A 22574-nucleotide genomic window follows, 5' to 3' on the forward strand; every position below is an offset into this window, starting at 1 on the left:
CGAGGGGGTCACAACTTGCCACCCCGGGTGCCGTCCCGCCGCGCGGGCGCGATCAGGGTGGAGAGATACGGCAACGGAGCCCCGTCCAACTCGGCCGCGGGCCGGATGGACTCGGCCTCAAGACCCAGCGCCGATCCCCATACGGCGTCCCCGAGCCGCCCGGTCTCCCTGAGCACCTCGGCCACCTCCGCGGCCTGCCGCCCGAACTTGTAGGCGACGACGGTCCCGGGCCCGTTGAGCGCGTCCTTGAGCACGGCCGAACCGGCGGTGACGGGCACCAGCGTGAGCGGCTCGGTGCCCTCGGTCAGCACGGCCCCGGAACGCGCGGCGAGATCCTGCATGGCGGTGATGCCGGGCACGGTCTCGACGACGACCCCGGGCACGAGCTCGCCGATGGTGTGGGCGAGATAGGTGAAGGTGGAGTAGACGTTGGGATCGCCGATGGTGGCGAAGGCGACCGACCCGTGGGCGGCGAGCAACTGGGCCACCCGCTCCCCGGCGGCGTCCCAGGCGGCCTCGCGCCGTCCGTGATCGCTGCGCTCATTGAGGGCGAACACCACCCGGACGACCTTCTCCTGCGGCACGTAGTGCAGCACGGTGGCCTCGGCCCGCCCCCGCTCCCCGCCGTCTTTTCCATCAGGCGCAGCCATGACCGGCACGACAACGACATCGGCGGCGCGCAGGGCGTTGACACCCTTGACGGTCACCAGCTCCGGATCCCCGGGCCCGACCCCGACCCCGATCAACCTGCTGCTGCTCATGACGTCCGGCACCTCTCCACGAACCGACGGGCGACACCGGGCTGCGAGGCCCAGTGCGTGTGCAGATAACTCGCGTGCACACCACGCTGTACAAACCCTTCGAGCCGCCGCCGGGGCACCCGCACACCCCAGGCCGCGGCGTCCCCCGCCCCCGGCTCCACCACGGTCCGGTGGAACTCGTGCCCCCGCATCCGCGTCCCGGCGACGGCGAGCGAACTGTCACTGACGGCGACGGCGTCGCGATACCCCAGGGTGAGCGTCTCCTCCATCCGGGCCGAGGCGTCGAGCACCCCGCACATCGGCTGCCCGTCGAGCTCACGGCACAGATAGAGCAGCCCGGCACACTCGGCGGCCACGGGAGCGCCGGTCTCCGCGAGGGCGGAGACGGCCTTGCGCAGCGGTTCGTTGGCGGAGAGCTCGGCGGCGTAGACCTCGGGGAATCCGCCCCCGATGACCAACCCGCTTGTCCCGTCCGGTAGTTGCTCATCCCGCAGGGGGTCGAAGACGACGACCTCGGCACCGGCGGCGGCGAGCAGTTCGCTGTGTTCCGCGTAGGAGAAGGTGAAGGCGGGGCCGCCGGCGACGGCGATGACCGGTCCTTCCGCCCATCCAGCCCTTGCGGCGTTTGAGGAGCAGGGGTCCGGGGGCGGAGCCCCTGGGAGCGGGGTCGAAGGGGCGGCAGCCCCTGGGGATGGGACGGGTAGGGGCGGCGGGGGCGAAGAACGCAGCACCTCAGCCGCATCCCAAGCCGCACACGACAGCGCCCCGGCCCCCCGAGCAAGCCCCATCAGCCCCTCAAGATCACACCCGACCCGCACCTGATCCGCCATCGCCGCGACGGAGTCGACCGCATCCCCCCGCCGCTCGGCGACCGGCACCAACCCCAGATGCCGGGACGGCGTGTCCACCTGGGCCACCCGTCGCAGCACCCCGAACACGGGCACCCCAGCCGACTCCAACGCCTCCCGCAGAAGCTCCTCATGCCGATCGGAGGCGACCTTGTTGAGGATCACGCCCCCCACCCGCACCTCGGGGTCCCACGACGCGAACCCGTGCACCAGCGCGGCCACCGACCGCGACTGCGACGAGGCATCGACGACCAGCACCACCGGCGCCCGCAGCAGCTTCGCCACATGAGCGGTGGACGCCAGCTCCCCTTCCCCCGCGGCCCCGTCGAACATCCCCATCACGCCCTCGACGACGGCGATGTCACACCCCCGCGCCCCGTGCAGGAACAGCGGGGCCACCAGCTCGGGACCGCACAGGTACGCGTCGAGATTCCGCCCCACCCGCCCGCTCGCGAGCGCGTGATACCCGGGATCGATGTAGTCAGGCCCCACCTTGTGCGGAGACACGGCGAGCCCCCGCGCGGCGAACGCGGCCATCAACCCCGTGGCGACGGTGGTCTTCCCGCTGCCGGACGACGGCGCGGCGACGACCAGCCGGGGGACGGAAACGGACGAGGACATCACCACTCGATCCCCCGCTGCCCCTTCTGCCCGGCGTCCATGGGGTGCTTCACCTTGGACATGTCGGTCACGAGATCGGCGAAGTCGACCAGCTTCTCGGGGGCGTTCCGCCCGGTGATCACCACGTGCTGGGTCCCGGGCCGCTCCCGCAGCACATCGAGAACCTCGTCCGTGTCCACCCACCCCCAGTGCATCGGGTAGGCGAACTCGTCGAGCACGTAGAGCTTGTACGTCTCGGCGGCGAGATCCCGCTTGACCTGCTCCCAGCCCTCCCGGGCCTTCTCCTCGTTGTCCATCTGGGCATCACGCTGGACCCAGGACCAGCCCTCGCCCATCTTGTGCCAGTCGACGGACCCGCCCTCCCCGGACGCCCCCAGCACCCGCAGCGCGTTCTCCTCGCCGACCTTCCACTTCGCCGACTTGACGAACTGGAACACCCCGATGGGCCACCCCTGGTTCCAGGCCCGCAGCGCGAGCCCGAAAGCCGCGGTGGACTTGCCCTTCCCGATCCCGGTGTGCACGACGACCAGCGGCCGGTTCCGCCGCTGTCGCGTCGTCAGTCCGTCCTCCGGCACCACACTCGGCTGTCCCTGCGGCATTACGCGGCCCTCCTCTGTACGTCCTTCACCAGTCCGGCGATCGAGTCGGCCCGCAACTCGTCCAGCGTCACCGCGGTACCGCCCAGTTCACCGGCGAGCTGCCCGGCCAGCCCCAGCCGCACGGGCCCGGACTCGCAGTCCACGACGACCGAGGCGACGCCCTCCGCGGCGAACAGCCGGGCCGCCCGTCCCGCGAGCGCGACCGGCTCGGGCCCGCCGGTGGCCCGCCCGTCCGTCACCACCACGACCAGCGCCCGCCGGGCGGGGTCCCGCAGCCGTTCCACGCGCAGCACCTCGTGCGCCCGCAGCAGCCCGGCCGCGAGCGGAGTACGCCCGCCCGTCGGGAGCGTCTCCAGGCGGGCCGCAGCGGCATCCACGGACGACGTGGGAGGCAACGCGACCTCCGCGGCCGACCCCCGGAACGTCACCAGGCCCACCTTGTCCCGCCGCTGGTACGCGTCCAGGAGCAGCGACAGCACGGCCCCCTTCACCGCGCTCATCCGCTGCCGCGCCGCCATCGACCCCGAGGCGTCGACGACGAACAACACGAGATTCCCCTCGCGCCCCTCACGCGTCGCCTGCCGCAGATCGTCACGCCGGACCACGAGACCGGGCCCCGACCGCCCCCGCGCCCGCTGATGGGGCGCGGCCGCCTGCACGGTGGCCGCCAGGTGAAGCTTGGTCAGCGCCCCCCGGGGTCGCCGCGCACCGGTCGTGCGTCCGTGCTCGGTCCGCGCCCGGGACCGCCGCCCGGCGGCGCCGTCCCCGAGCCCGGGAACGCTGAGCACCTTGGTGCGGAACGGCTCGCAAGCCCGTGCGGCGGCCTGCTCCCCGGAACCGGCCCCGGACGCCTGCGGCTCACCCCCGTCCCCGGCCTCCGGCCGCGCCCCGGCCCCCCCGTCGTTCTCAGGGCCGTCGGAGGAGGGCGGCTGGCCGCCACCCCCACCGGGCCCGTCCGGATCCGGCTCGTCATCGTTCCCTGAGTCGCCCGAGTCCCCGGAGCCGCTGAACTCCTCCAAGGTCTCGTCGAGCTTGTCCTCGTCGAGTCCCGGCGCGTCAAAGGGGTTACGGCGCCTGCGGTGCGGCAGCGCGAGCAGCGCGGCCTGCCGGACGTCCTCCGCGAGCACCTCGGTCCGCCCGGCCCACGCGGCCAGCGCGGTCGCCGTACGCGCCATCACGATGTCGGCCCGCATGCCGTCCACCTCGAACGCGGCACAGGTCGCCGCGATCTGCCGGAGCGCCCCGTCGCCCAGCCGCACCGACGGCAGCAACGTCCGGGCGGCGACGATCCGCCGGCGTACGGCCGCCTCCTCGTCGGCCCAGCGCGTCGCGAACCCGGCCGGATCGTCGTCGTACGCCAGCCTGCGCCGTACGACCTCCACCCGCTGGTCCGGCTCCCGCGAGGCCGCGACCTCGACGGTCAGGCCGAACCGGTCGAGCAACTGCGGCCGCAGCTCCCCCTCTTCGGGGTTCATGGTGCCGACCAGCAGGAACTTCGAGGCGTGCCGTACCGAGACGCCCTCGCGCTCGACGTACGACGCCCCCATCGCGGCCGCGTCGAGGAGCAGGTCGACGAGGTGGTCGTGGAGGAGGTTGACCTCGTCGACGTAGAGGATCCCGCGGTGCGCGTCGGCGAGGAGCCCCGGCTCGAAGGCCTTCACGCCCTCCGCGAGCGCCCGCTCGATGTCCAGGGCTCCGACCAGCCGGTCCTCGGAGGCACCGACGGGGAGTTCGACCATGCGGGAGGGGCGCGTGCCGCCGTTGCCCACCTCGTGCGGGCCGTCCGGGCAGGACGGGTCCGGTGCGGCGGGGTCGCAGGAGAAACGGCAGCCGGGGACGACCGCGACCTCGGGCAGCAGCGCCGAGAGGGCGCGCACCGCCGTCGACTTGGCGGTGCCCTTCTCGCCGCGCACCAGCACGCCGCCGACCGCCGGTGAGACGGCGTTCAGCAGCAGCGCGAGCCGCAGGTCCTCCTGGCCGACGACGGCCGTGAACGGAAACGGGGTACTCACTTCTCGTCACCCTCCAAGTCGCCCTCGAGCTCCAGGTACGTGGCCCGCAGCCGCTCCAGCGTCTCCGCGTCCGGCTCGGCCCACAGCCCGCGGTCGGCGGCCTCCAGGAGCCGCTCCGTGATGCCCCGCAGCGCCCAGGGGTTGGACTTCTTCATGAAGTCCCGGTTCTCCGCGTCGAAGACGTACTCCGCGCTGAGCTTCTCGTACATCCAGTCGTCGACCACGCCCGCCGTGGCGTCGTAGCCGAAGAGGTAGTCGACGGTCGCCGCCATCTCGAAGGCGCCCTTGTAGCCGTGCCGCCGCATGGCCGCCATCCAGCGCGGGTTGACCACCCGGGCGCGGAAGACCCGGTGGGTCTCCTCGCCGAGCGTGCGCGTCTTCACCTGGTCGGGCGTGGCCGAATCGCCCACGTACGCCTCGGGGTTGGCACCCGTGAGGTGGCGGACCATGGCGACCATGCCGCCGTGGTACTGGAAGTAGTCGTCGGCGTCGACCAGGTCGTGCTCACGGGTGTCGACGTTCTTCGCGGCCACATTGATCCGCTTGAACGCCGTCTCCATGTCCCCGCGCGCCGCCCGCCCGTCGAGCCCGCGCCCGTAGGCGTAGCCGCCCCACACCGCGTACACCTCGGCGAGGTCGGCGTCCGAGCGCCAGTTGCGGGCGTCGATCAGCGGCAGCAGCCCGGCACCGTACGCCCCCGGCTTGGACCCGAAGATCCGGGCGGTCGCGCGCCGCCGGTCACCGTGCTCGACGGTGTCCTCGTCGGCGTGCGCCTTCACGAAGTTGCGGTCGGCCGGCTCGTCCAGCTCGGCCACCTTGCGGACGGCGTCGTCGATCAGCCCGACCACGTGCGGGAACGCGTCCCGGAAGAACCCGGAGATCCGGACGGTCACGTCGATGCGGGGCCGCCCGAGCTCCTCCAGGCCGATCACCTCGAAGCCGGTGACCCGCCGCGAGGCGTCGTCCCACACCGGGCGGCAGCCAAGCAGTGCCAGGATCTCGGCGATGTCGTCGCCCTGGGTGCGCATGGCCGACGTGCCCCAGACCGTCAGCCCCACGGACTTCGGGTACTCACCCGTGTCCTGGAGGTACCGCTGCACCAGCGAGTCGGCGAGGGACTGCCCGACCTCCCAACTCAGCCTGGACGGAATGGCCTTGGGGTCGACGGAGTAGAAGTTCCGGCCGGTCGGCAGGACGTTGACGAGTCCGCGGGTCGGGGAGCCGGAGGGCCCGGCCGGGACGTAACCGCCGTCCAGGGCCTTGAGGATGTGCCCGATCTCGTCGGTCGTGCGGGCCAGCCTCGGTACGACCTCGTCGCAGGCGAACTCCAACACGGCCACGGCGTCGGCGAGTTCGGTGCCGAGGACGTCACGGACGAGACCGGGGACGGCCGCCGCGTTCCAGGACACGGCCTCCATGCCCTCCGCGACCCGCCGGCACAGCTGCTCCAGCAGGTCGATCGCGTCGGCGGCCGTCCGCGCGGGGCCCTCGACGAGGTCGGACAGCTCCACCGGCACCTTCACCGGCGCCCCCGGCTCGGCCAGCAACTCCTTCTCCACCAGCCCGAAATGGGCGGCGAAGGCGGCCCGAAGTCCCGGCAGGGCGTTGGCCTGTCCGCCCCACACCTGTGAGGCGCGCAGCACGGCCAGCACCAGGTTGACCCGGGCCTCGTCGACCGGACCGCCGCCGAGGATGTGCAGCCCGTCCCGGATCTGCACGTCCTTGATCTCGCACAGATAGCCGTCGATGTGCATGACGAACTCGTCGAACGTCTCGTCGTCCGGCTGCTCGTCGACATGCAGGTCGTGGTGCAGCTCAGCGGCCTTGACCAGCGTCCAGATCTGGGCGCGCACGGCCGGGGCCTTGGTCGGGTCCAGGTCGGAGACGAGCGCGTACTCGTCGAGCAGCTGCTCAAGCTTGGCGAGGTCCCCGTAGGTGTCGGCCCGGGCCATCGGCGGCACCAGGTGGTCGACGACCGTGGCGTGCCCGCGCCGCTTGGCCTGGGTGCCCTCGCCGGGGTCGTTGACGATGAACGGGTAGATCAGCGGCAGCTCACCGAGCACCGCGTCCGGCGCGCAGCCCCCGCTCAGACCGAGCCCCTTGCCCGGCAGCCACTCCATCGTGCCGTGCTTGCCCATGTGGACGACGGCGTCGGCGCCGAAGCCCCCCCTCCGATGTCGCAGCGTCCAGCCACCGGTACGCGGCCATGTAGTGGTGCGACGGCGGCATGTCCGGGTCGTGGTAGATCGCGATCGGGTTCTCCCCGAAGCCGCGCGGCGGCTGGATCATCACCACGACGTTCCCGAACTGGAGGGAGGCCAGCACGATGTCGTCCCCGTCGACGTACAGCGAGCCCGGCGGCTCGCCCCACGCGTCCAGCATGGCCTGACGCAGCTCCGGGTCCAGCCGGTCGAACCACGCCCGGTAGTCGGCGAGCGGTACGCGCGCGGGGGCGGAGGCCAACTGGTCCTCGGTCAGCCACTCGACGTCGTGCCCGCCGGCCTCGATGAGCCGGTGGATCAACTCGTCGCCGCCGGAGGGGTACCCCTCCACGGCGTACCCGGCGTCCCTGAGCGCGTCCAGCACCCGCACCGCCGAGGCGGGCGTGTCGAGCCCCACCGCGTTGCCGACCCGCGAGTGCTTGGTCGGATAGGCGGTGAAGACCAGCGCGAGCTTCTTCTCGGCGTTCGGCTTGTGCCGCAACTTCGCGTGCCGTACGGCGATCCCGGCGACCCGCGCGGCCCGCTCCGGGTCGGCCACGTACACCGGGACGTCGTCGGGGCCCTGCTCCTTGAAGGAGAACGGCACGGTGATCAGCCGTCCGTCGAACTCCGGGATCGCGACCTGCATGGCCGCGTCCATGGGGGAGAGGGCCGCGTCGGACTCGTCCCAGGCGGCCCTGGACGTCGTGAGGCAGAGCCCCTGCAGCACGGGCACGTCGAGGTCGGCCAGCGCCCCGACGTCCCAGGCCTCCTCGTCCCCGCCGGCCGAGGCCTGCGAGGCGTGGGTGCCGCCGGCGGCGAGGACGGTGGCGACGAGGGCGTCGGCCCCGGCGAGGATCTCGTAGAGCCCGGCGTCGGCTCCGCGCAGCGAACCGCAGTAGACGGGAAGGGCGTTGGCGCCCTTCGCCTCGATCGCCTCGCACAGGGTGTCCACGAAGCCGGTGTTGCCGCTGAGTTCATGGGCCCGGTAGAAGAGCACACCGACGGTCGGCCGGCCACTCTCCCGCGCGCAGGAGCCGTGGACGCCGTACTCCGGCATCTTCCGCGGCTCGACGAACCCCTCGCCGGTCAGCAGCACGGTGTCGGAGAGGAACCGGGCCAGTTCCTCCAGGTTCTCGGGGCCGCCCTCGACGAGGTACTTCAGCGCCTCCGCGACCACGCCCGCGGGCACGGACGACTCGGCCATCAACTCCGCGTCCGGCACGGTCTCGCCGCCGAGCAGCACGGTCGGGACACCGGAAGCCTTCAGCGCGGCGAGCCCGTCCTCCCAGGCCCGCTTGCCGCCGAGCAGCCGTACGACGGCGATGTCCGCGCCCTCGACCAGCGCGGGCAGCTCCTGCGCGACATCGACCCGGGTCGGGTTCCCGATCCGGTACGAGGCACCGGAAGCGGCCCGGGCCGCCAACAGGTCCGTGTCGGCGGTGGACAACAACAACACTGTGCTCATGCGGGCGCTCCCGGTGGAATGAAGGGCAGTCCTTGTGGCGCGCCGGACTCGATGAGCCGCCACAGCGCGTCCGTGTCCGCGTGCTGTTCGATCAGGTCGCCGAGCCGGTCGAGCTGCTCCTCGCGCAGCGCGGCGAACGAGGTGTCGGGGGCCGGTACGAACCGGCGGCCCGCGGCGGCCGCCACCTCCCGCAGGAAGGCCCGCCGGAAGCCGTCCGACTCCAGCGAACCGTGCCAGTGCGTGCCCCAGGTCTGGCCGACCCGGCAGCCGTCCAGGAAGGCGTCTCCGCCTTGGACTTCAGCGACCCCGTGATGGATCTCGTACCCCTCGACGTGCTCCCCGAGGGCTTCCCCCACCGGCCGGGTGAGGGTCTTCTCGCGGGCGAACCGCACCCGCACGGGAAGGACCCCGAGCCCCTCGACGTGCCCCTGCCGGCTCTCGACCTCGTCCTCGATGTGCTCGCCGAGGATCTGGAAGCCGCCGCAGACGCCGAGGACCGGCCGCCCTTCCGCGGCCCTTCGGACGAGGGCGTGGGCGAGCCCACGCTCGTGCAACCAGTCCAGCGCGCGGACGGTCCCCCGGGTCCCCGGAACGATGACGAGGTCGGCGTCGGCCAGTTCCTCCGGCCGGTCCACGAACCGCACGACGACACCGGGTTCGGCGGCGAGCGCGTCGACGTCGGTGAAGTTCGACATGAGCGGAATCGCGCACACGGCCACCCGCAGCACATCCTCGCCCACCGGGGCGGAGGCCTGGGAGTTCCGGACCCCCATCCCGTCCTCCTCGTCGATCCCGAGCCCGTGCCGGAAGGGCAGAACGCCGTAGGTGTGCCGCCCGGTGAGTCCGTGGAGCATGTCGAGCCCGGGTTCCAGCAGTGAGACGTCCCCCCGGAACTTGTTGACGAGAAACCCGGCGACGAGCGCCTGATCCTCGGGGCTGAGCAGCGCGACGGTCCCGAAGAACGAGGCGAAGACCCCACCGCGGTCGATGTCACCGACGACAAGCACCGGAATGCGGGCATTGCGGGCGATGCCCATGTTGACGATGTCGGTCCGCCGCAGGTTGATCTCGGCCGGGCTGCCGGCCCCCTCACAGATCACCGCGTCATACGTGCCCCGCAACTCGGCGAGACAGTCGAGCACGGTCCCGAGCAACTGCTGCTGCCGCCCCCCGTGATACCCACGAGCACTCAGCTCGCCCACAGGCTTCCCGAGCAGCACGACCTGGCTGCTCTGTTCGCCACCGGGCTTGAGCAGCACGGGATTCATCTGCGCGGTCGGCTCGACCCGGCAGGCCTGCGCCTGCATGGCCTGCGCCCGCCCGATCTCCGCGCCCTCCTTCGTCACGAACGAGTTGAGGGACATGTTCTGCGCCTTGAACGGCGCGACCTTCACCCCCTGCCGCACCAGCCACCGGCAGATCCCGGCGGTGACGACACTCTTGCCGGCGTCGGAGGTGGTGCCGGCGACCAGAAGACCCCCGCCACTCATGCCGTACGCCCCTTCACGAAGGCCCGCGCGGCGACACCGACGCCGAGCGCGAGCAGTCCGACGCGCCGCGACAGCCGTACCGCGCGCTCGATGTCGCGGGTGGCGACGGCGCGCCCCTCCTGATGCAGCACCGGCCGGTGCTCGACCCGCCCCGCGTACGACAGGGTCCCCCCGAGCCGGACCCCCAGCGCCCCCGCGAACGAGGCCTCCACGGGCCCGGCGTTGGGACTCGGATGCCGGTGCGCGTCCTCCCGCCAGGCCCGCACGGCACCCCGGGGACGGTCACCGGCCAGGGCGGCCAGTACGGCGGTCAGCCGCGCCCCCGGCCACCCGGCGAGGTCGTCGAGCCGGGCCGAAGCCCACCCGAAACGCCTGTACCGGGGCGACTTGTGCCCCACCATGGCGTCGAGCGTGTTCACGGCCCGGAACCCGAGCAGCCCCGGCACCCCGCCGACGGCACCCCACACGAGCGCCCCCACGACGGCGTCGGAGGTGTTCTCGGCGACGGACTCCACCACGGCCCGGGCGATCCCGTCAGCATCGAGAGCCTGCGGGTCGCGCCCACACAGATGAGGCAGCCGGTCCCGGGCCGCCTCGACGTCCCCGGCCTCCAGCGCCCGCCCGATGACCCGGGCCTCCCGCGCGAGTGAAGTCCCGCCCACGACGGCCCAGGTGGCGGCCGCGGTGAGCGCGACGGAAGCGGTACGGGACGGACGTACGACATGCTCCGCGACGGCCCCGAGCCCCAGGGAACCCCCCACGCACACGGCGGTGTGCAGCACGCCCCACCCGCGGTGGTCCCGCCACAGCACCCGCTCCACGGCACCGGCGGCCCGCCCGAACGCGGCGACCGGGTGCCCACGACGTGGGTCACCGAACAGAAGGTCACCGATCAGACCGGCGGCGGCGCCGTACGCGAAAACGCGATCGGCACGCATCGGGTCAGCCGATCGCGGGGTCGTTCAAGTGCCTGGTAGCGCTGGTGGATCGGCAGGCGAGCATCGCGTCATGTCCTCACTCAGGGTGTCCGCGCCCTGGTTCGACGAGTCCGGCGGCGAGAGTTCCTGGCTCCCGGGGGTGTCTACCCCGGTGACAGTGGCGGGACCGCGCCGGATTCGCACCGGCTTCCTCTCCTGCCGCCGTATATGGCTCCGGCAGTCCACCACGGGCCTTCGAGACCCGTCAACTTGCTGTTGACCTGCGGCGGGGGAGTGTGCAGAACCCCACACCGCCGGTCATGGAAGACGGCCGGGCGGGCACGGAACCTGCAGTTCCGTGCCCGCCCGGCCGTCGAGTGACGGGAGTGCCGTCAGGCCACGATCAGATAGATCCCGTACGCCACCGCAGCCGCGCACGCCGCGAAGCAGGCGTAGGCGCCGGTGACCGCGAGAGCGGCCGAGTCGCCCTGGGCCGTGGCCCGTTCCTGACGGGACAGGCCCATGATGCCGAGGGTGAACAGGGCCACGAGGCCCACGGTGACGACGAGGCTGACGCCGAAGACGGAGCCGAGTGCTTCCCAGTCGATCTTCATGGTGAGGCTGCTTCCTTAGTGCTGCGGGCTCAGACGGCGGCCGGCGGGGCGGCCGGTTCCGTCGTGACGGGCGGGGCCGGAATCGTGGCGGTGAGGTCCTCGGTCACTGTGCCCGTGGGCGGCGGGGTCACGGCTGCGATCGCCGTGGTCACCACGCCGGCCGGCTCGTCGGTCTCGTTGACGTTCGACGCGTCCACGACCTCGCGCCGCGAGATCTTCCAGATCGCCGCGCTGGAGGCGACGAGGAAGACCGCCACGACCGCCGTACCCCAGTCGCCGAGGTCCGTGACCGACTCGGCCAGGGCGCCCACCAGGGCCGCCGCCGGGAGCGTCAGGCCCCAGGCGACGAGCATGCGGGTGGCCGTCGACCAGCGGACGACCCCGCCCTTGCGGCCGAGGCCCGCGCCCATCACCGAACCGGAGACGGCGTGCGTGGTGGACAGGGAGAAGCCGAGGTGGGACGAGGCCAGGATGACCGTGGCCGCGCTGGTCTGGGCGGCGAAGCCCTGCTGCGGCTGAAGGTCGGTCAGGCCCTTGCCCATGGTGCGGATGATGCGCCAGCCGCCCAGGTAGGTGCCGAGCGCGATGGCGAGTCCCGCGGAGAGGATGACCCAGGTGGGCGGGTCGGAGTCGGGGGCGACGGCGCCGCCGGCGACCAGGGCGAGGGTGATGATGCCCATCGTCTTCTGCGCGTCGTTGGTGCCGTGGGCCAGCGAGACCAGTCCGGCCGAGGCGATCTGGCCGGTGCGGTAGCCCTTCGCGGCGGCCTTGCCGTCGGCCTTCTTGCCCAGCGAGTAGGAGAGCCGGGTGGCCAGCATGGCGGCGACGCCCGCGACGATCGGTGCCGCGATCGCCGGGATCAGGACCTTGGTGACGAGCGCGTCGCCGTGCACCGCGCCCATGCCCGCCGAGGCGATGGTGGCGCCGATCAGACCGCCCATGAGGGCGTGCGAGGAGCTGGAGGGCAGTCCCACCAGCCAGGTCAGCAGGTTCCAGAGGATCGCGCCGACCAGGGCGGCGAAGATGACCTCGGGACGGATGCCGGTCTCGTCGACGAGACCCTTGGAGATCGTGTTGGCGACCTCCACCGAGAGGAAGGCGCCCACAAGGTTCAGCACGGCGGACATGGCCACCGCGACCTTGGGCTTGAGTGCACCGGTCGAGATGGTGGTGGCCATCGCGTTGGCGGTGTCGTGAAAACCGTTCGTGAAATCGAACGCGAGTGCGGTGACAACCACAATCGCGAGGATCAGCGAGAAGTTTTCCATTTACCCAGGCAATCGTTCGAGGTCATTGGCATGTTGAACGTAGGTAACCTGGATGAACGGAAGGTGAACTGGGGCGGGCCGCACAGTGACCGGAATCTTCGCCCTTGGCTTCGCCGAACCCCGCCGCCCCCGTACGTCCCATGTGCCCCATGGCTACGACCCGGCCGCGAACCTCTTCAGCTGCCGCGCCGACCCGTTGAAGAGATTCTGGTCACCCGGCAGGCTGCCGCTGTTGTCGTACTGCCAGATCGTCCAGTACGACCATCCGCCGGGCAGCGGTCCCGCGTCCGCCGAGCGGTAGCGGGCCACCCACAGCGCGTGGTCCGAGGCGAAGGCGCCGCTGCCGCCCGTGCACGTGTTCCACCAGTGGGCGGTCGTGTAGATGACCGGCCGGCGCCCGGTGAGCCGCCTGACCTCGTCGCTGAACGACCTGATCCAGCCGACCAGCTCCGCCTTGCTCATCCGGTAGCACTTGTGCTTCTTGTCGTACGGGTTGTATTCGATGTCGAGCGCGGGCGGCAGCGTCCAGCCGTCCGCGGACCAGGCGCCGCCGTTGCGCACGAAGTACGCGGCCTGCGCCCGGCCCGACGACTTGTCCGGCAGTGCGAAGTGGTACGCCCCACGCAGAATGCCGGCCTCGCGCGCCCCCTCGTACTGCCGGTCGAAGTGCGGGTTGCGGTAGGCCGTCGACTCGGTCGCCTTGACGTAGACGAACCTGGCGCCCTCGGCCCTGGCCTTCCCCCAGTCGACGTCCTTCTGATGCGAGGACACGTCGTGCCCCCTGGGCAGACTCGCCGACGAGGCGGGCGTCCCGGCCAGGGCCATGCCTCCCACGGTGAGCGCGGCCACGGACAGGGCCAGGGTGCGGGTTCGATGACGGGCGGCCTTGCGATCACGGGCCATGTGTCCCCCCGGAATGGCTTCGTGCACGGCAAAGCCCAGACGGTACTGGAAGATCACCGAATTACGGTCGATCTCCGGCCAAGCCGTACAAGAGGGGCGCACATACGAAAAACGCGCCCCCATGAAGCTCCGGCCAGCGCCCCCCGACGCCACGACTGGCAGGATCGCGGCATGGCTGAGGAACAAGAAGTACGGACTGCCGGGGGCGGAACGAGGGGCGTACGGGCCGAGGAGGCGGACGCCTGGGGCGAGTTGGTCGACACGGCCCGCCGGACGGTCACCGAAGGACTGGTCGTCGGCACCTCCGGCAACGTCTCCGTACGCGTCGGGGACACAGTCCTGGTCACCCCGTCGGGCGTCCCCTACGACCGCCTCGCACCGGACGACGTGACGGGCGTCGACCTGGAGGGCCGTCAGATCCTGGGCACGCTGGTGCCGACGAGCGAACTGCCCATGCATCTGGCGGTCTACCGCAGCACCGACGCCCGCGCGGTCGTCCACACCCACGCGGTGCACGCCACGGCCGTCTCCACGCTCGTGCCCGAACTCCCCACGATCCACTACATGACCAGCGCACTGGGCGGCCCCGTCCGTGTCGCCCCCTACGCCACCTACGGGACCGACGAGTTGGCGGACAACATGCTCCAAGCCCTCGCCGACCGCTCCGCCTGCCTCCTCCAGAACCACGGCACGATCACCTACGGCAACACCCTCGCCCAGGCCTACGACCGCACAGCCCAACTGGAATGGATGTGCCACCTCTGGCTGACGGCCCGCGCGGTCCCGAACCTGACCCCGAACCTCCTGACGGAGGAACAACTGGCGGAGGTGGGGGAGCGGTTGCGGGGATACGGCCAGCGCGCCTGAAGCTGCGCTGGGCTTGGGCGGGGCGCCTACGGGGTGTGCCTCGCGATGTCGTCGGGCGGGTGCGGGTCCGTCGTGGCTGGTCGCGCAGTTCCCCACGCCCCTGGGTGGGACAGGTGGACGCACCTGTAGACGCGTACGGCGGCAAGGGGACGGGGTGGGGGGTGTCCGCCCGCAGCGGCCGGCGTCCGTTACCGAGCACAGCTGAAGCAGCCGAGCCGCCGGACCGAGGACGGATACCCCCCACCCCGGCCCCGACCCCAAATCACACCGCAGGCGCTACACAAGCCCCCACCGGAGCGGCAGCTGCGCCGCAGGCACCAGGGGCGCGGGGCTGTGTCCATATGCGGCTCCGCCGCGTGGGCGCAAAAACGCCCGCCCCCACCGAACCCGCACCCGCCCAGAACCCCCCCACTGGCCCCAACCCCCATCCCCCGCGACACTGAAAGGCGTGCGCACTGTCACAGCGACGGCCGCCGCCGTCACCGCAGCCCTCACCGCCGCCGCGGCCGGAATCGTCGCCGGCCGGATCGCCAGCGACGCCGGCCTGAAGGCACCCCCGGGCCGCCCGCTGCCCGGCGAACCCCGGCTCACCGTCCACTCCACCGAGACCGGGCCGGCCGGCCCGGCCGGGCGCCGCATCGCCCTCACCCGCGACCTCGCCGCCCTCCGCCCCGGCACCTACGGCCTCGCCGGTGACGCCTCCCACGCCGTCGTCGGCGACGTCCTCACCGCGGAACCGCACTCCGCCGACACCGTCGTCCGCCGCCTGGAACGCGTGACCCACGGCACCCTGGCACCCGGCGACAAGGTCTGGCTCACCCCGAACGTCCACGTCGGCGACCCGAAGTCGGCCCTCGGCCTCGACCACACCGACGTCGCCATCCCGGGTGAACTCGGCGTCCTGCCCGCCTGGTTCGTACCCGGCCAACGGGACACCTGGGTCATCACGGTCCACGGCCTCGGCACGACCCGCGAACACACCCTGAACGTCATGGAGTTCCTGCACCGCCACCGGTTCCCGGTCCTCGCCCCCGCCCTCCGCGGCGACGCCGGCGCCCCCCGCCCGCCGGACGGCCTGAACCACTTCGGCGAGACCGAGTGGCGCGACCTGGACGCGGCCATGCGCTACGCCCTCGCCAACGGCGCCCGCCAACTCGTGCTGCACGGCTGGTCCACCGGCGCCACCATGGCCCTGCGCGCCGCCGCCCACTCGGGCCTGCGCGACCGCGTCGGGGGACTCGTCCTGGACTCCCCGGTCCTCAGCTGGGAGCTGACCCTGCGCGCCCTCGCCGCGGCCCGCCACACCCCCGGTGTCCTCCTCCCGCTCGCGGTGCGCGCGGCACAGGGCCGCACGGGCCTGCCCAGCGACCACTACGGCCTGTACGCCGAACGCACCGTCCCCTACGACGGTTCCTACGGCGGCCCCGAGGACCGGACCGACGACATGGGCCCCGACCGGCCCCCGCCGACCCTGATCCTCCACGGCCCGGACGACACGATCGCCCCCTGGGACCTCTCCCGCCGTCTCGCCGGCGCCCACCCGGACCGGATCGCCCTGCACACGGTCCGCCAGGCTCCCCACGCGGCCATGTGGAACGCCGACCCGAGCGCCTACGAAGAGGCATTGCGCCGTTTCCTCACCCCCCTGATGTGACCGGCGGGCGCCCCGGTCCCAGAGGTTCCGTTTAAGCCCGTACGACTGGCCTGATCTCGGCGTATGCCCCTCCGCGCGGCCCCGGTGCCGGACCTCCCCGGTGCCCGCGCCGGCATTCCGTTTGGGTTTTCGGACCGTCAACCGGAAGACTGCACCCGTGACGTCCCGTATCCCGCGCGACTCCAGGCTTCGACTCGTCCGCCCGCGACCCCTGGCCGCCGCCCCCTCAGCTGTGAACCAACGGCGCCCACGCCGCCCCGCGCCCCGCCCCCCGGAGGGCACACCGGCCCCCGCGGAACTGGCCAGAATGGCGCGCAGAGGTCTTGCCGACGCGGCCCGCGTCGCGCACTGGGCCGACGGCGCCCTGGGCCCCGGCAGGGACGGCACGAGCTCCGACGGCAACGGCACCCTCTCCGACGAGACGGCCGCCCGCGCGGCCGGGGATCTCGGCCTGACCGCGGCTCAGGTCCGCGCGGACTGGGACACCGCCCGCCTCGCCGGCCTCGTCGAGGTGCACGGCGACGACGCCCGCCCGGGCTGGCGGCTGCGCGCCTGGGACCGTGACGACAGTGCCGTACTGCGCGGCTGGGTCGCCCTCTTCGACGCCTGGTCGCTCGCCGTCCCGGAACCCGCCGACCGCGAGCCCGCCGCCGTCGCCGAGGTCGTCTCGGCCATGCCCCAGGTCCTCTCCTTCCTCCAGCTGTCGGCCGGCCCCGTCCCCGTGGAGCAGCTCCTGGACCTCCTGGAGCAGCGCGTCACCGAACTGCGCACCGAGCGCTGCGAGATCCCCTACGGCCCGCAGCCGGAGCCCGTGGAGGTGCCCGAGACGGCCGACGCCCCCCTTGCCCCTCTCCTCGAATGGGCCCTGCGCGCCCTCGCCTGCGTCGGCGCCCTGACCTACGGCGACGGCCAGGCCACCCTGACCCCGCTCGGCAGCTGGGCGGTGTGGGTCAAGCTGGAGCAGATCTGCGTCGCCGCGCAGAGCCCGGCCGGCAACATCGAGGTCGCCGCCGAGGAGATGCTGCGCGGCTGCGCCCAGCTGCGCCCCAACGCGGCCCGCGCCGAGTACCGCGCCTGGCTCGCCGCCCGCCCCGTGGGCAGCGCCGTCGCCGAGCTGCTCGGGGCCGCCCGCGGCGACGACGCCCTGCTGCGCGGCCTCGCCTTCGAGGCGCTGCGGGTGGTCGGCGCCCCCGCCGAGCCCGACGTCCGCTCCGTGGCCGAGGAGCCCACCCTGCGGCCGTACGCCCTGCTGTGGCTGGCCGAGCACGACGGGATCGACCCGGAGGACGCCCACGAGGTCCTCACCCGGAAAGAGGCCACCTGGCTGTGGGTCGACACGGCTGCCGCCGTCGCGGACCACGGCGAGGCCCCCATGTTGGTGCGGCACCTGGAGTCCGCCGTCCAGCCGACCGTCCCCCAACTGCTCGACGAGGTACGGGCCGTCGGCCATCCGCGCACCGTGCAGGTCCTGGTCGCCCTCGCCGCCGCCCACCCCGACCCGGCCCTCGCCAAGGCCGTCCGCCGCGCCGCCTTCCAGGTGCACACCGGCGGCAGCTGAAGGACGCTCAGCCCGCCGTGTCGGGGGCGTAGGTCCCGAAGCTCCACACATTGCCCTCGGCGTCCCGGGCCATGTAGTCCCGGGAGCCGTAGTCCTGGTCCGTCGGGGGCATCAGGATCTCCGCGCCGTGCTCCACAGCGCGGCGGTGGTGCGCGTCGACGTCGTCCACCACGACGTACACCCCGGCCGGGCCCGCGTCCTTCATCAGCTTGTCGTAGGCGCTGCCGGTGCCCTTGGAACCCAGCATCACCGCCCCGTTGCCCTGGACCAGCTCGGCGTGGCTCACCAGGCCGTCCTCGCCCTCGTACACCGCGAGTTCGGTGAAGCCGAAGGCCTCCGTCAGTTGTCGGATCGCCGCCTTCGCGTCGGCGTACAGCAGTGCCGGGTAGATGCTCGGACGCCCACCGCTCGTGCCTGCCATGCCGATCACTCCCTTGTGACCAGAAGTCGCGGATCCCCTCTGTCGTCCAGTTTCGCAGCGACCGCTGACAACGGCCTCTCCACCGGCGCGATCCTCACCGGAAGGTGTCGCACCGTGCCATGTCGCCGGACTCGTAGCCCTGCCGGAACCAGCTCTGCCGCTGCTGCGCCGACCCGTGCGTCCACGACTCCGGTGTCACCCGCCCCTGGAACCGCTCCTGGATCCGGTCGTCGCCCACGGCCGCCGCCGCGTCCAGACCGTCGGCGATGTCCGCGTCGGTGAGGTTCGTGATGAGCGGCCGGCCCGTCGACTCGTCCTTCGTCGTGGTCGCGTGCCGCGCCCACACCCCGGCGTAGCAGTCCGCCTGTAGCTCCACCTTCACCGAGGTGCTGTCGGCGCCGGTCCCTCCGTCCTGCGACCGGCTCAGCGTGCCCGTCAGGTCCTGCACGTGATGGCCGTACTCGTGCGCCACCACGTACGCCTGCGCGAACGACCCGCCACTGGCCCCGAACTTGGACCGCAGCTCGTCGAAGAACCCGAGGTCGAGGTAGACCCTGCGGTCGCCCGGGCAGTAGAACGGTCCGACCGCCGAGGTCGCCGAGCCGCACGCGGTGCCCACCTGCTCGCTGAAGAAGAACGTGGGGGAGCGGGTGTACGTGCCGTTGCGCCGCTGGAACTCCTGGTCCCAGTAGTCCTGCACGCTGTTGACCACCGCCACCGTCCGGCAGTCGTCGCGTGTGTTCGCGTCCTGCCCGGTCCGGCAGCTCCGCTCGACCTCGGTGAGCCCGGAGGCCGCGGCCGCCGGCTGTCCGCCGCCGTCGGTGAGCCCGAGCTGGTCGGGACCGACACCGAGGAACAGTCCGAGGAGCAGGACGATCAGTCCGCCGATGCCACCGCCGACGGTCGCCTTCCCGCCTGGGATACGGCTGCCGCGCACGTCCTGCACCTCGGAGGTGTCCAACGGGGCGTCGTCGTCGAACTGCATGGACACCGTCCTCCGCGCTCACCGGCCCCCGCAGGGCATTCTCGCCCGGCGGCCCCTCTCCGGCCTCGGACACACGTCCGAACGAGGGCCGGCAACGGGAACCGACCGGATACCCGGAGGGAGACCAACCGAACACCCGAACCCAGAAAAAGTGCTTGCACGCCCCCGTTAGACTTGGCCCATGGCCATTCTCCTCGCGCATTAGACGGCGGGAACGTCCTCAGCCGCCCACCCGTCAATCCCGAATCCGCCCTGGAGTCTGTCCGTGATCTCCGCCTCCGGTATCGAGCTGCGCGCCGGCGCCCGAGTCCTCATCGAGTCCGCCACCTTCCGAGTCGCCAAGGGCGACCGCATCGGTCTGGTCGGCCGCAACGGCGCGGGGAAGACCACCCTCACCAAGTGCCTGGCCGGCGAGGGCATCCCCGCCGCGGGTCAGATCACCCGCTCCGGCGAGGTCGGCTACCTCCCCCAGGACCCCCGCACCGGCGACCTCGACGTCCTCGCCCGCGACCGCATCCTCTCCGCGCGCGGCCTGGACATCCTGCTGAAGAAGATGCGCGACAACGAACAGCGCATCGCCAACGGCCAGGGCGCCACCCGCGAGAAGGCCCTGCGGCAGTACGAGCGCCAGGAGACGGAGTTCCTCACCAAGGGCGGGTATTCCGCCGAGGCCGAGGCCGCCACCATCGCCGCCGCGCTGAACCTCCCCGACCGGGTGCTGGGCCAGCCCCTGCACACTCTCTCCGGTGGTCAGCGCCGCCGTATCGAACTGGCCCGGATCCTCTTCTCCGACGCCGACACCCTGCTCCTCGACGAGCCGACCAACCACCTCGACGCCGACTCGATCATCTGGCTGCGGGACTACCTCAAGACCTACCGCGGCGGCTTCATCGTGATCTCCCACGACGTCGACCTGGTCGAGACGGTCGTCAACAAGGTGTTCTACCTGGATGCCAACCGCGCCCAGATCGACGTCTACAACATGGGCTGGAAGCTCTACCAGCAGCAGCGCGAGGCCGACGAGAAGCGCCGCAAGCGCGAGCGGCAGAACGCCGAGAAGAAGGCCGCCGCCCTGCACTCGCAGGCCGACAAGATGCGCGCCAAGGCCACCAAGACGGTCGCCGCGCAGAACATGGCCAAGCGCGCCGACCGGCTGCTCGCCGGACTCGACGCGGTGCGCCAGCAGGACAAGGTCGCCAAGCTGCGCTTCCCCGAGCCCGCGCCCTGCGGCAAGACCCCGCTGATGGCGGAGGGCCTGTCGAAGTCGTACGGCTCGCTGGAGATCTTCACCGACGTCGACCTGGCCATCGACAAGGGCTCCCGCGTGGTCATCCTGGGCCTCAACGGTGCGGGCAAGACCACCCTGCTGCGCCTGCTCGCCGGGACCGAGCAGCCGGACACCGGCGCGGTCGTGCCCGGCCACGGCCTCAAGCTCGGCTACTACGCCCAGGAGCACGAGACGCTCGACCCCGAGCGCACGGTCCTGGAGAACATGCGCTCGGCGGCCCCCGACCTCGACCTCGTCGAGGTGCGCAAGACGCTCGGCTCGTTCCTGTTCTCCGGCGACGACGTCGACAAGCCGGCCGGGGTCCTCTCCGGCGGCGAGAAGACCCGTCTCGCGCTCGCCACCCTGGTCGTCTCCTCGGCGAACGTCCTCCTCCTCGACGAGCCCACCAACAACCTCGACCCGGCCAGCCGCGAGGAGATCCTCGGCGCGCTGCGCACCTACAAGGGCGCGGTCGTCCTGGTCACCCACGACGAGGGCGCGGTGGAGGCGCTCCAGCCGGAGCGGATCATCCTGCTGCCGGACGGCGTCGAGGACCTGTGGGGCGCGGACTACGCGGATCTCGTCGCGCTCGCCTGACCCTCGTCCGCTTGATCGAATACGTGATCAACGGCGTATGGATCATTCGGCCCACCGGTGATCCATCATCTGTGTGAGATCTCCTCGTACCGAAGTGTGTCCTACACCGATTTCGCGGCCGAGTCCTTTATCGACAAGGGCTCGGCCGTCGTGCGTCTCTGACCTGGCCTTTCACAAAGGAACCCGTTCGGCGGTACGAACGCGCCCGGGTGGAATCCCGGATTCCGTATGTGGGGACTCGCTCCTGTCGTCAAAACCATGTCTTACGGACCTTGCCGAATGGGTGGCCATGAACGCCTGGAGGGGTGATCATGAGAGAACCAGAGCGCACTTCCCATGAGGAGGCACGGGTGGCCGAGACTCTGAAGAAGGGCAGCCGGGTAACCGGCGCCGCGCGCGACAAGCTCGCGGCAGACCTGAAGAAGAAGTACGACTCCGGTGCGAGCATTCGGGCACTGGCCGAGGAAACCGGCCGCTCGTATGGCTTCGTGCACCGGATGCTCAGCGAATCGGGCGTCACGCTTCGTGGGCGTGGCGGAGCGACGCGGGGCAAGAAGGCCGCATCGTCCTGAACCGGGCGGCCCATCGGCTTCGATGGTGGCCACCCGGTCGGTCGGCTGACTGACCGGGTGGTTACTGTGCAGTCACTTAGCTGTGCCGTCCTGCGGCACGGAGGATGACCGCACTCATCGGAGGCGCCCCATGGCGACGTCCAGCCAGGATGGCCAGGAACTCGTTCCCCTGCTCGACAAGGACGGCGTACGGCTCACCGTCGAGGACACCCTCGCCACGGTGACGCTGACCAACCCCGACAAGCGCAACGCGCAGAGCCCCGCTCTGTGGCGCGCGCTCGCCGAGGCCGGCCGGCTGGTGCCGGGCTCCGTCCGGGTCGTGGTGCTGCGCGGCGAAGGCAAGTCCTTCTCCGCCGGGCTCGACCGGCAGATGTTCACGCCGGAGGGGATCGAGGGCGAGCCGTCGTTCATCGACCTCGCCCGCAGTGGTGACGCCGAACTCGACGCCGCCATCGCTCAGTTCCAGGAGGGCTTCACCTGGTGGCGGCGCAGTGACGTCGTGTCCATCGCCGCCGTGCAGGGGCATGCCATCGGGGCGGGCTTCCAGCTGGCCCTCGCCTGTGACCTGCGTGTCGTCGCCGACGACGTGCAGTTCGCCATGCGTGAGACCAGTCTGGGCCTGGTTCCCGACCTCACCGGCACCCACCCCCTGGTGGGGCTTGTCGGCTACGCCCGGGCGCTGGAGATCTGCGCCACCGGGCGCTTTGTGACGGCCGAGGAGGCCGTGAGCACCGGCCTCGCCAACGTCGCCGTCCCCCTGGACCAGCTCGACGCCGCCGTGCACGACCTGGCGGCCGCACTCCTGTCCGCCCCCCGCGACGCGGTCGTCGAGACCAAGGCGCTGCTGCGCGGCGCCCAGGACCGCACCTTCGACGAGCAGCGCGGCGCCGAGCGCGCGGCCCAGACCCGACGCCTGCGGGACCTCGCCGGAGTCGGCGACTAGGACCTGTC

Annotated in this window: 17 protein-coding genes, 1 pseudogene and 1 riboswitch; of the genes and pseudogenes, 6 read left to right on the forward strand and 12 right to left on the reverse strand. The window is 72.0% G+C overall.

Annotation, left to right across the window (positions count from 1 at the left end):
* Window positions 1-8 precede the first annotated feature (8 nt).
* From cobI to RKD20_RS34125, 10 genes and pseudogenes are all read right to left on the reverse strand, one after another.
* Complete coding sequence (gene cobI, locus RKD20_RS34080; RefSeq protein WP_424881067.1) at window positions 9-761, reverse strand: precorrin-2 C(20)-methyltransferase; 753 nt, start codon at window positions 759-761, stop codon at window positions 9-11.
* Window positions 758-2230, reverse strand: a complete 1473-nt coding sequence (locus RKD20_RS34085) for a cobyrinate a,c-diamide synthase (protein ID WP_424881068.1) — start codon at window positions 2228-2230, stop codon at window positions 758-760. The genes cobI and RKD20_RS34085 overlap by 4 nt, the downstream gene beginning before the upstream one ends.
* Entirely contained in the window at window positions 2230-2829 is a 600-nt protein-coding gene (cobO, locus tag RKD20_RS34090) for a cob(I)yrinic acid a,c-diamide adenosyltransferase (protein ID WP_031044008.1), read from the reverse strand. Before cobO ends, RKD20_RS34085 begins: the two co-directional genes overlap by 1 nt.
* Entirely contained in the window at window positions 2829-4841 is a 2013-nt protein-coding gene (locus tag RKD20_RS34095) for a putative cobaltochelatase (RefSeq protein WP_424881069.1), read from the reverse strand. The genes cobO and RKD20_RS34095 overlap by 1 nt, the downstream gene beginning before the upstream one ends.
* A pseudogene (gene cobN, locus RKD20_RS34100) lies at window positions 4838-8510 on the reverse strand (cobaltochelatase subunit CobN). Before cobN ends, RKD20_RS34095 begins: the two are co-directional and overlap by 4 nt.
* Window positions 8507-10000, reverse strand: coding sequence for a cobyric acid synthase (locus RKD20_RS34105; RefSeq protein WP_424881070.1), 1494 nt, complete (start codon window positions 9998-10000; stop codon window positions 8507-8509). Before RKD20_RS34105 ends, cobN begins: the two are co-directional and overlap by 4 nt.
* Window positions 9997-10938: a cobalamin biosynthesis protein gene (locus RKD20_RS34110; RefSeq protein WP_424881071.1), complete on the reverse strand. Its 942-nt coding sequence runs from the start codon at window positions 10936-10938 to the stop codon at window positions 9997-9999. Before RKD20_RS34110 ends, RKD20_RS34105 begins: the two co-directional genes overlap by 4 nt.
* 101 nt (window positions 10939-11039) lie before the next feature.
* A riboswitch (cobalamin riboswitch) is annotated at window positions 11040-11179 on the reverse strand.
* Window positions 11180-11309: 130 nt separating this feature from the next.
* Window positions 11310-11531 carry a hypothetical protein gene (locus tag RKD20_RS34115; RefSeq protein ID WP_020121372.1) on the reverse strand — a complete coding sequence of 74 codons (222 nt, stop codon included), beginning with the start codon at window positions 11529-11531 and terminating at the stop codon, window positions 11310-11312.
* A 29-nt stretch (window positions 11532-11560) separates the two neighbouring features.
* Window positions 11561-12799: an anion permease gene (locus tag RKD20_RS34120; RefSeq protein WP_424881072.1), complete on the reverse strand. Its 1239-nt coding sequence runs from the start codon at window positions 12797-12799 to the stop codon at window positions 11561-11563.
* A 153-nt stretch (window positions 12800-12952) separates the two neighbouring features.
* A complete protein-coding gene (locus RKD20_RS34125) occupies window positions 12953-13702 on the reverse strand; it encodes a lysozyme (RefSeq protein WP_424881073.1) in 750 nt (249 codons plus the stop codon).
* A 171-nt stretch (window positions 13703-13873) separates the two neighbouring features.
* Here RKD20_RS34125 and RKD20_RS34130 point away from each other — a divergent pair, with 171 nt between their 5' ends.
* The 3 genes from RKD20_RS34130 to RKD20_RS34140 all read left to right on the forward strand — a co-directional run bounded on the left by RKD20_RS34130 (window position 13874) and on the right by RKD20_RS34140 (window position 17781).
* Window positions 13874-14569: a class II aldolase/adducin family protein gene (locus RKD20_RS34130; protein ID WP_424881074.1), complete on the forward strand. Its 696-nt coding sequence runs from the start codon at window positions 13874-13876 to the stop codon at window positions 14567-14569.
* 448 nt (window positions 14570-15017) lie between these two features.
* A complete protein-coding gene (locus tag RKD20_RS34135; protein WP_424881075.1) occupies window positions 15018-16223 on the forward strand; it encodes an alpha/beta hydrolase in 1206 nt (401 codons plus the stop codon).
* Between the two features lie 157 nt (window positions 16224-16380).
* Window positions 16381-17781, forward strand: a complete 1401-nt coding sequence (locus tag RKD20_RS34140) for a hypothetical protein (protein ID WP_424881076.1) — start codon at window positions 16381-16383, stop codon at window positions 17779-17781.
* Between the two features lie 7 nt (window positions 17782-17788).
* On the opposite strand, the gene RKD20_RS34145 is transcribed toward RKD20_RS34140, so the two are convergent.
* Together RKD20_RS34145 and ypfJ are read right to left on the reverse strand one after the other, a co-directional pair.
* Window positions 17789-18202 carry a VOC family protein gene (locus RKD20_RS34145; protein ID WP_424881077.1) on the reverse strand — a complete coding sequence of 138 codons (414 nt, stop codon included), beginning with the start codon at window positions 18200-18202 and terminating at the stop codon, window positions 17789-17791.
* A gap of 94 nt (window positions 18203-18296) precedes the next feature.
* A complete protein-coding gene (gene ypfJ, locus RKD20_RS34150) occupies window positions 18297-19187 on the reverse strand; it encodes a KPN_02809 family neutral zinc metallopeptidase (RefSeq protein ID WP_424881078.1) in 891 nt (296 codons plus the stop codon).
* Window positions 19188-19452: 265 nt separating this feature from the next.
* On the opposite strand from ypfJ, the gene RKD20_RS34155 reads away from it, so the two are divergent.
* The 3 genes from RKD20_RS34155 (at window position 19453) to RKD20_RS34165 (ending at window position 22566) form a co-directional block, all read left to right on the forward strand.
* Window positions 19453-21051, forward strand: a complete 1599-nt coding sequence (locus RKD20_RS34155) for an ABC-F family ATP-binding cassette domain-containing protein (RefSeq protein WP_424881079.1) — start codon at window positions 19453-19455, stop codon at window positions 21049-21051.
* Window positions 21052-21401: 350 nt separating this feature from the next.
* Window positions 21402-21623, forward strand: coding sequence for a helix-turn-helix domain-containing protein (locus RKD20_RS34160; RefSeq protein WP_004002281.1), 222 nt, complete (start codon window positions 21402-21404; stop codon window positions 21621-21623).
* Between the two features lie 130 nt (window positions 21624-21753).
* Window positions 21754-22566 carry an enoyl-CoA hydratase/isomerase family protein gene (locus RKD20_RS34165; protein ID WP_424881080.1) on the forward strand — a complete coding sequence of 271 codons (813 nt, stop codon included), beginning with the start codon at window positions 21754-21756 and terminating at the stop codon, window positions 22564-22566.
* Window positions 22567-22574 lie beyond the last annotated feature (8 nt).

This window comes from Streptomyces sp. SLBN-8D4, assembly GCF_049739545.1.
Taxonomy (GTDB): domain Bacteria; phylum Actinomycetota; class Actinomycetes; order Streptomycetales; family Streptomycetaceae; genus Streptomyces; species Streptomyces canus_C.

Excerpts from the sequence above, each read along its gene's own strand:
- cobI (WP_424881067.1), bottom strand. The coding sequence starts at position 761 with ATGAGCAGCAGCAGGTTGATCGGGGTCGGGGTCGGGCCCGGGGATCCG.
- RKD20_RS34085 (WP_424881068.1), bottom strand. The coding sequence starts at position 2,230 with ATGTCCTCGTCCGTTTCCGTCCCCCGGCTGGTCGTCGCCGCGCCGTCG.
- cobO (WP_031044008.1), bottom strand. The coding sequence starts at position 2,829 with ATGCCGCAGGGACAGCCGAGTGTGGTGCCGGAGGACGGACTGACGACG.
- RKD20_RS34105 (WP_424881070.1), bottom strand. The coding sequence starts at position 10,000 with ATGAGTGGCGGGGGTCTTCTGGTCGCCGGCACCACCTCCGACGCCGGC.
- RKD20_RS34110 (WP_424881071.1), bottom strand. The coding sequence starts at position 10,938 with ATGCGTGCCGATCGCGTTTTCGCGTACGGCGCCGCCGCCGGTCTGATC.
- RKD20_RS34115 (WP_020121372.1), bottom strand. The coding sequence starts at position 11,531 with ATGAAGATCGACTGGGAAGCACTCGGCTCCGTCTTCGGCGTCAGCCTC.
- RKD20_RS34120 (WP_424881072.1), bottom strand. The coding sequence starts at position 12,799 with ATGGAAAACTTCTCGCTGATCCTCGCGATTGTGGTTGTCACCGCACTC.
- RKD20_RS34125 (WP_424881073.1), bottom strand. The coding sequence starts at position 13,702 with ATGGCCCGTGATCGCAAGGCCGCCCGTCATCGAACCCGCACCCTGGCC.
- RKD20_RS34130 (WP_424881074.1), top strand. The coding sequence starts at position 13,874 with ATGGCTGAGGAACAAGAAGTACGGACTGCCGGGGGCGGAACGAGGGGC.
- RKD20_RS34145 (WP_424881077.1), bottom strand. The coding sequence starts at position 18,202 with ATGGCAGGCACGAGCGGTGGGCGTCCGAGCATCTACCCGGCACTGCTG.
- ypfJ (WP_424881078.1), bottom strand. The coding sequence starts at position 19,187 with ATGCAGTTCGACGACGACGCCCCGTTGGACACCTCCGAGGTGCAGGAC.
- RKD20_RS34165 (WP_424881080.1), top strand. The coding sequence starts at position 21,754 with ATGGCGACGTCCAGCCAGGATGGCCAGGAACTCGTTCCCCTGCTCGAC.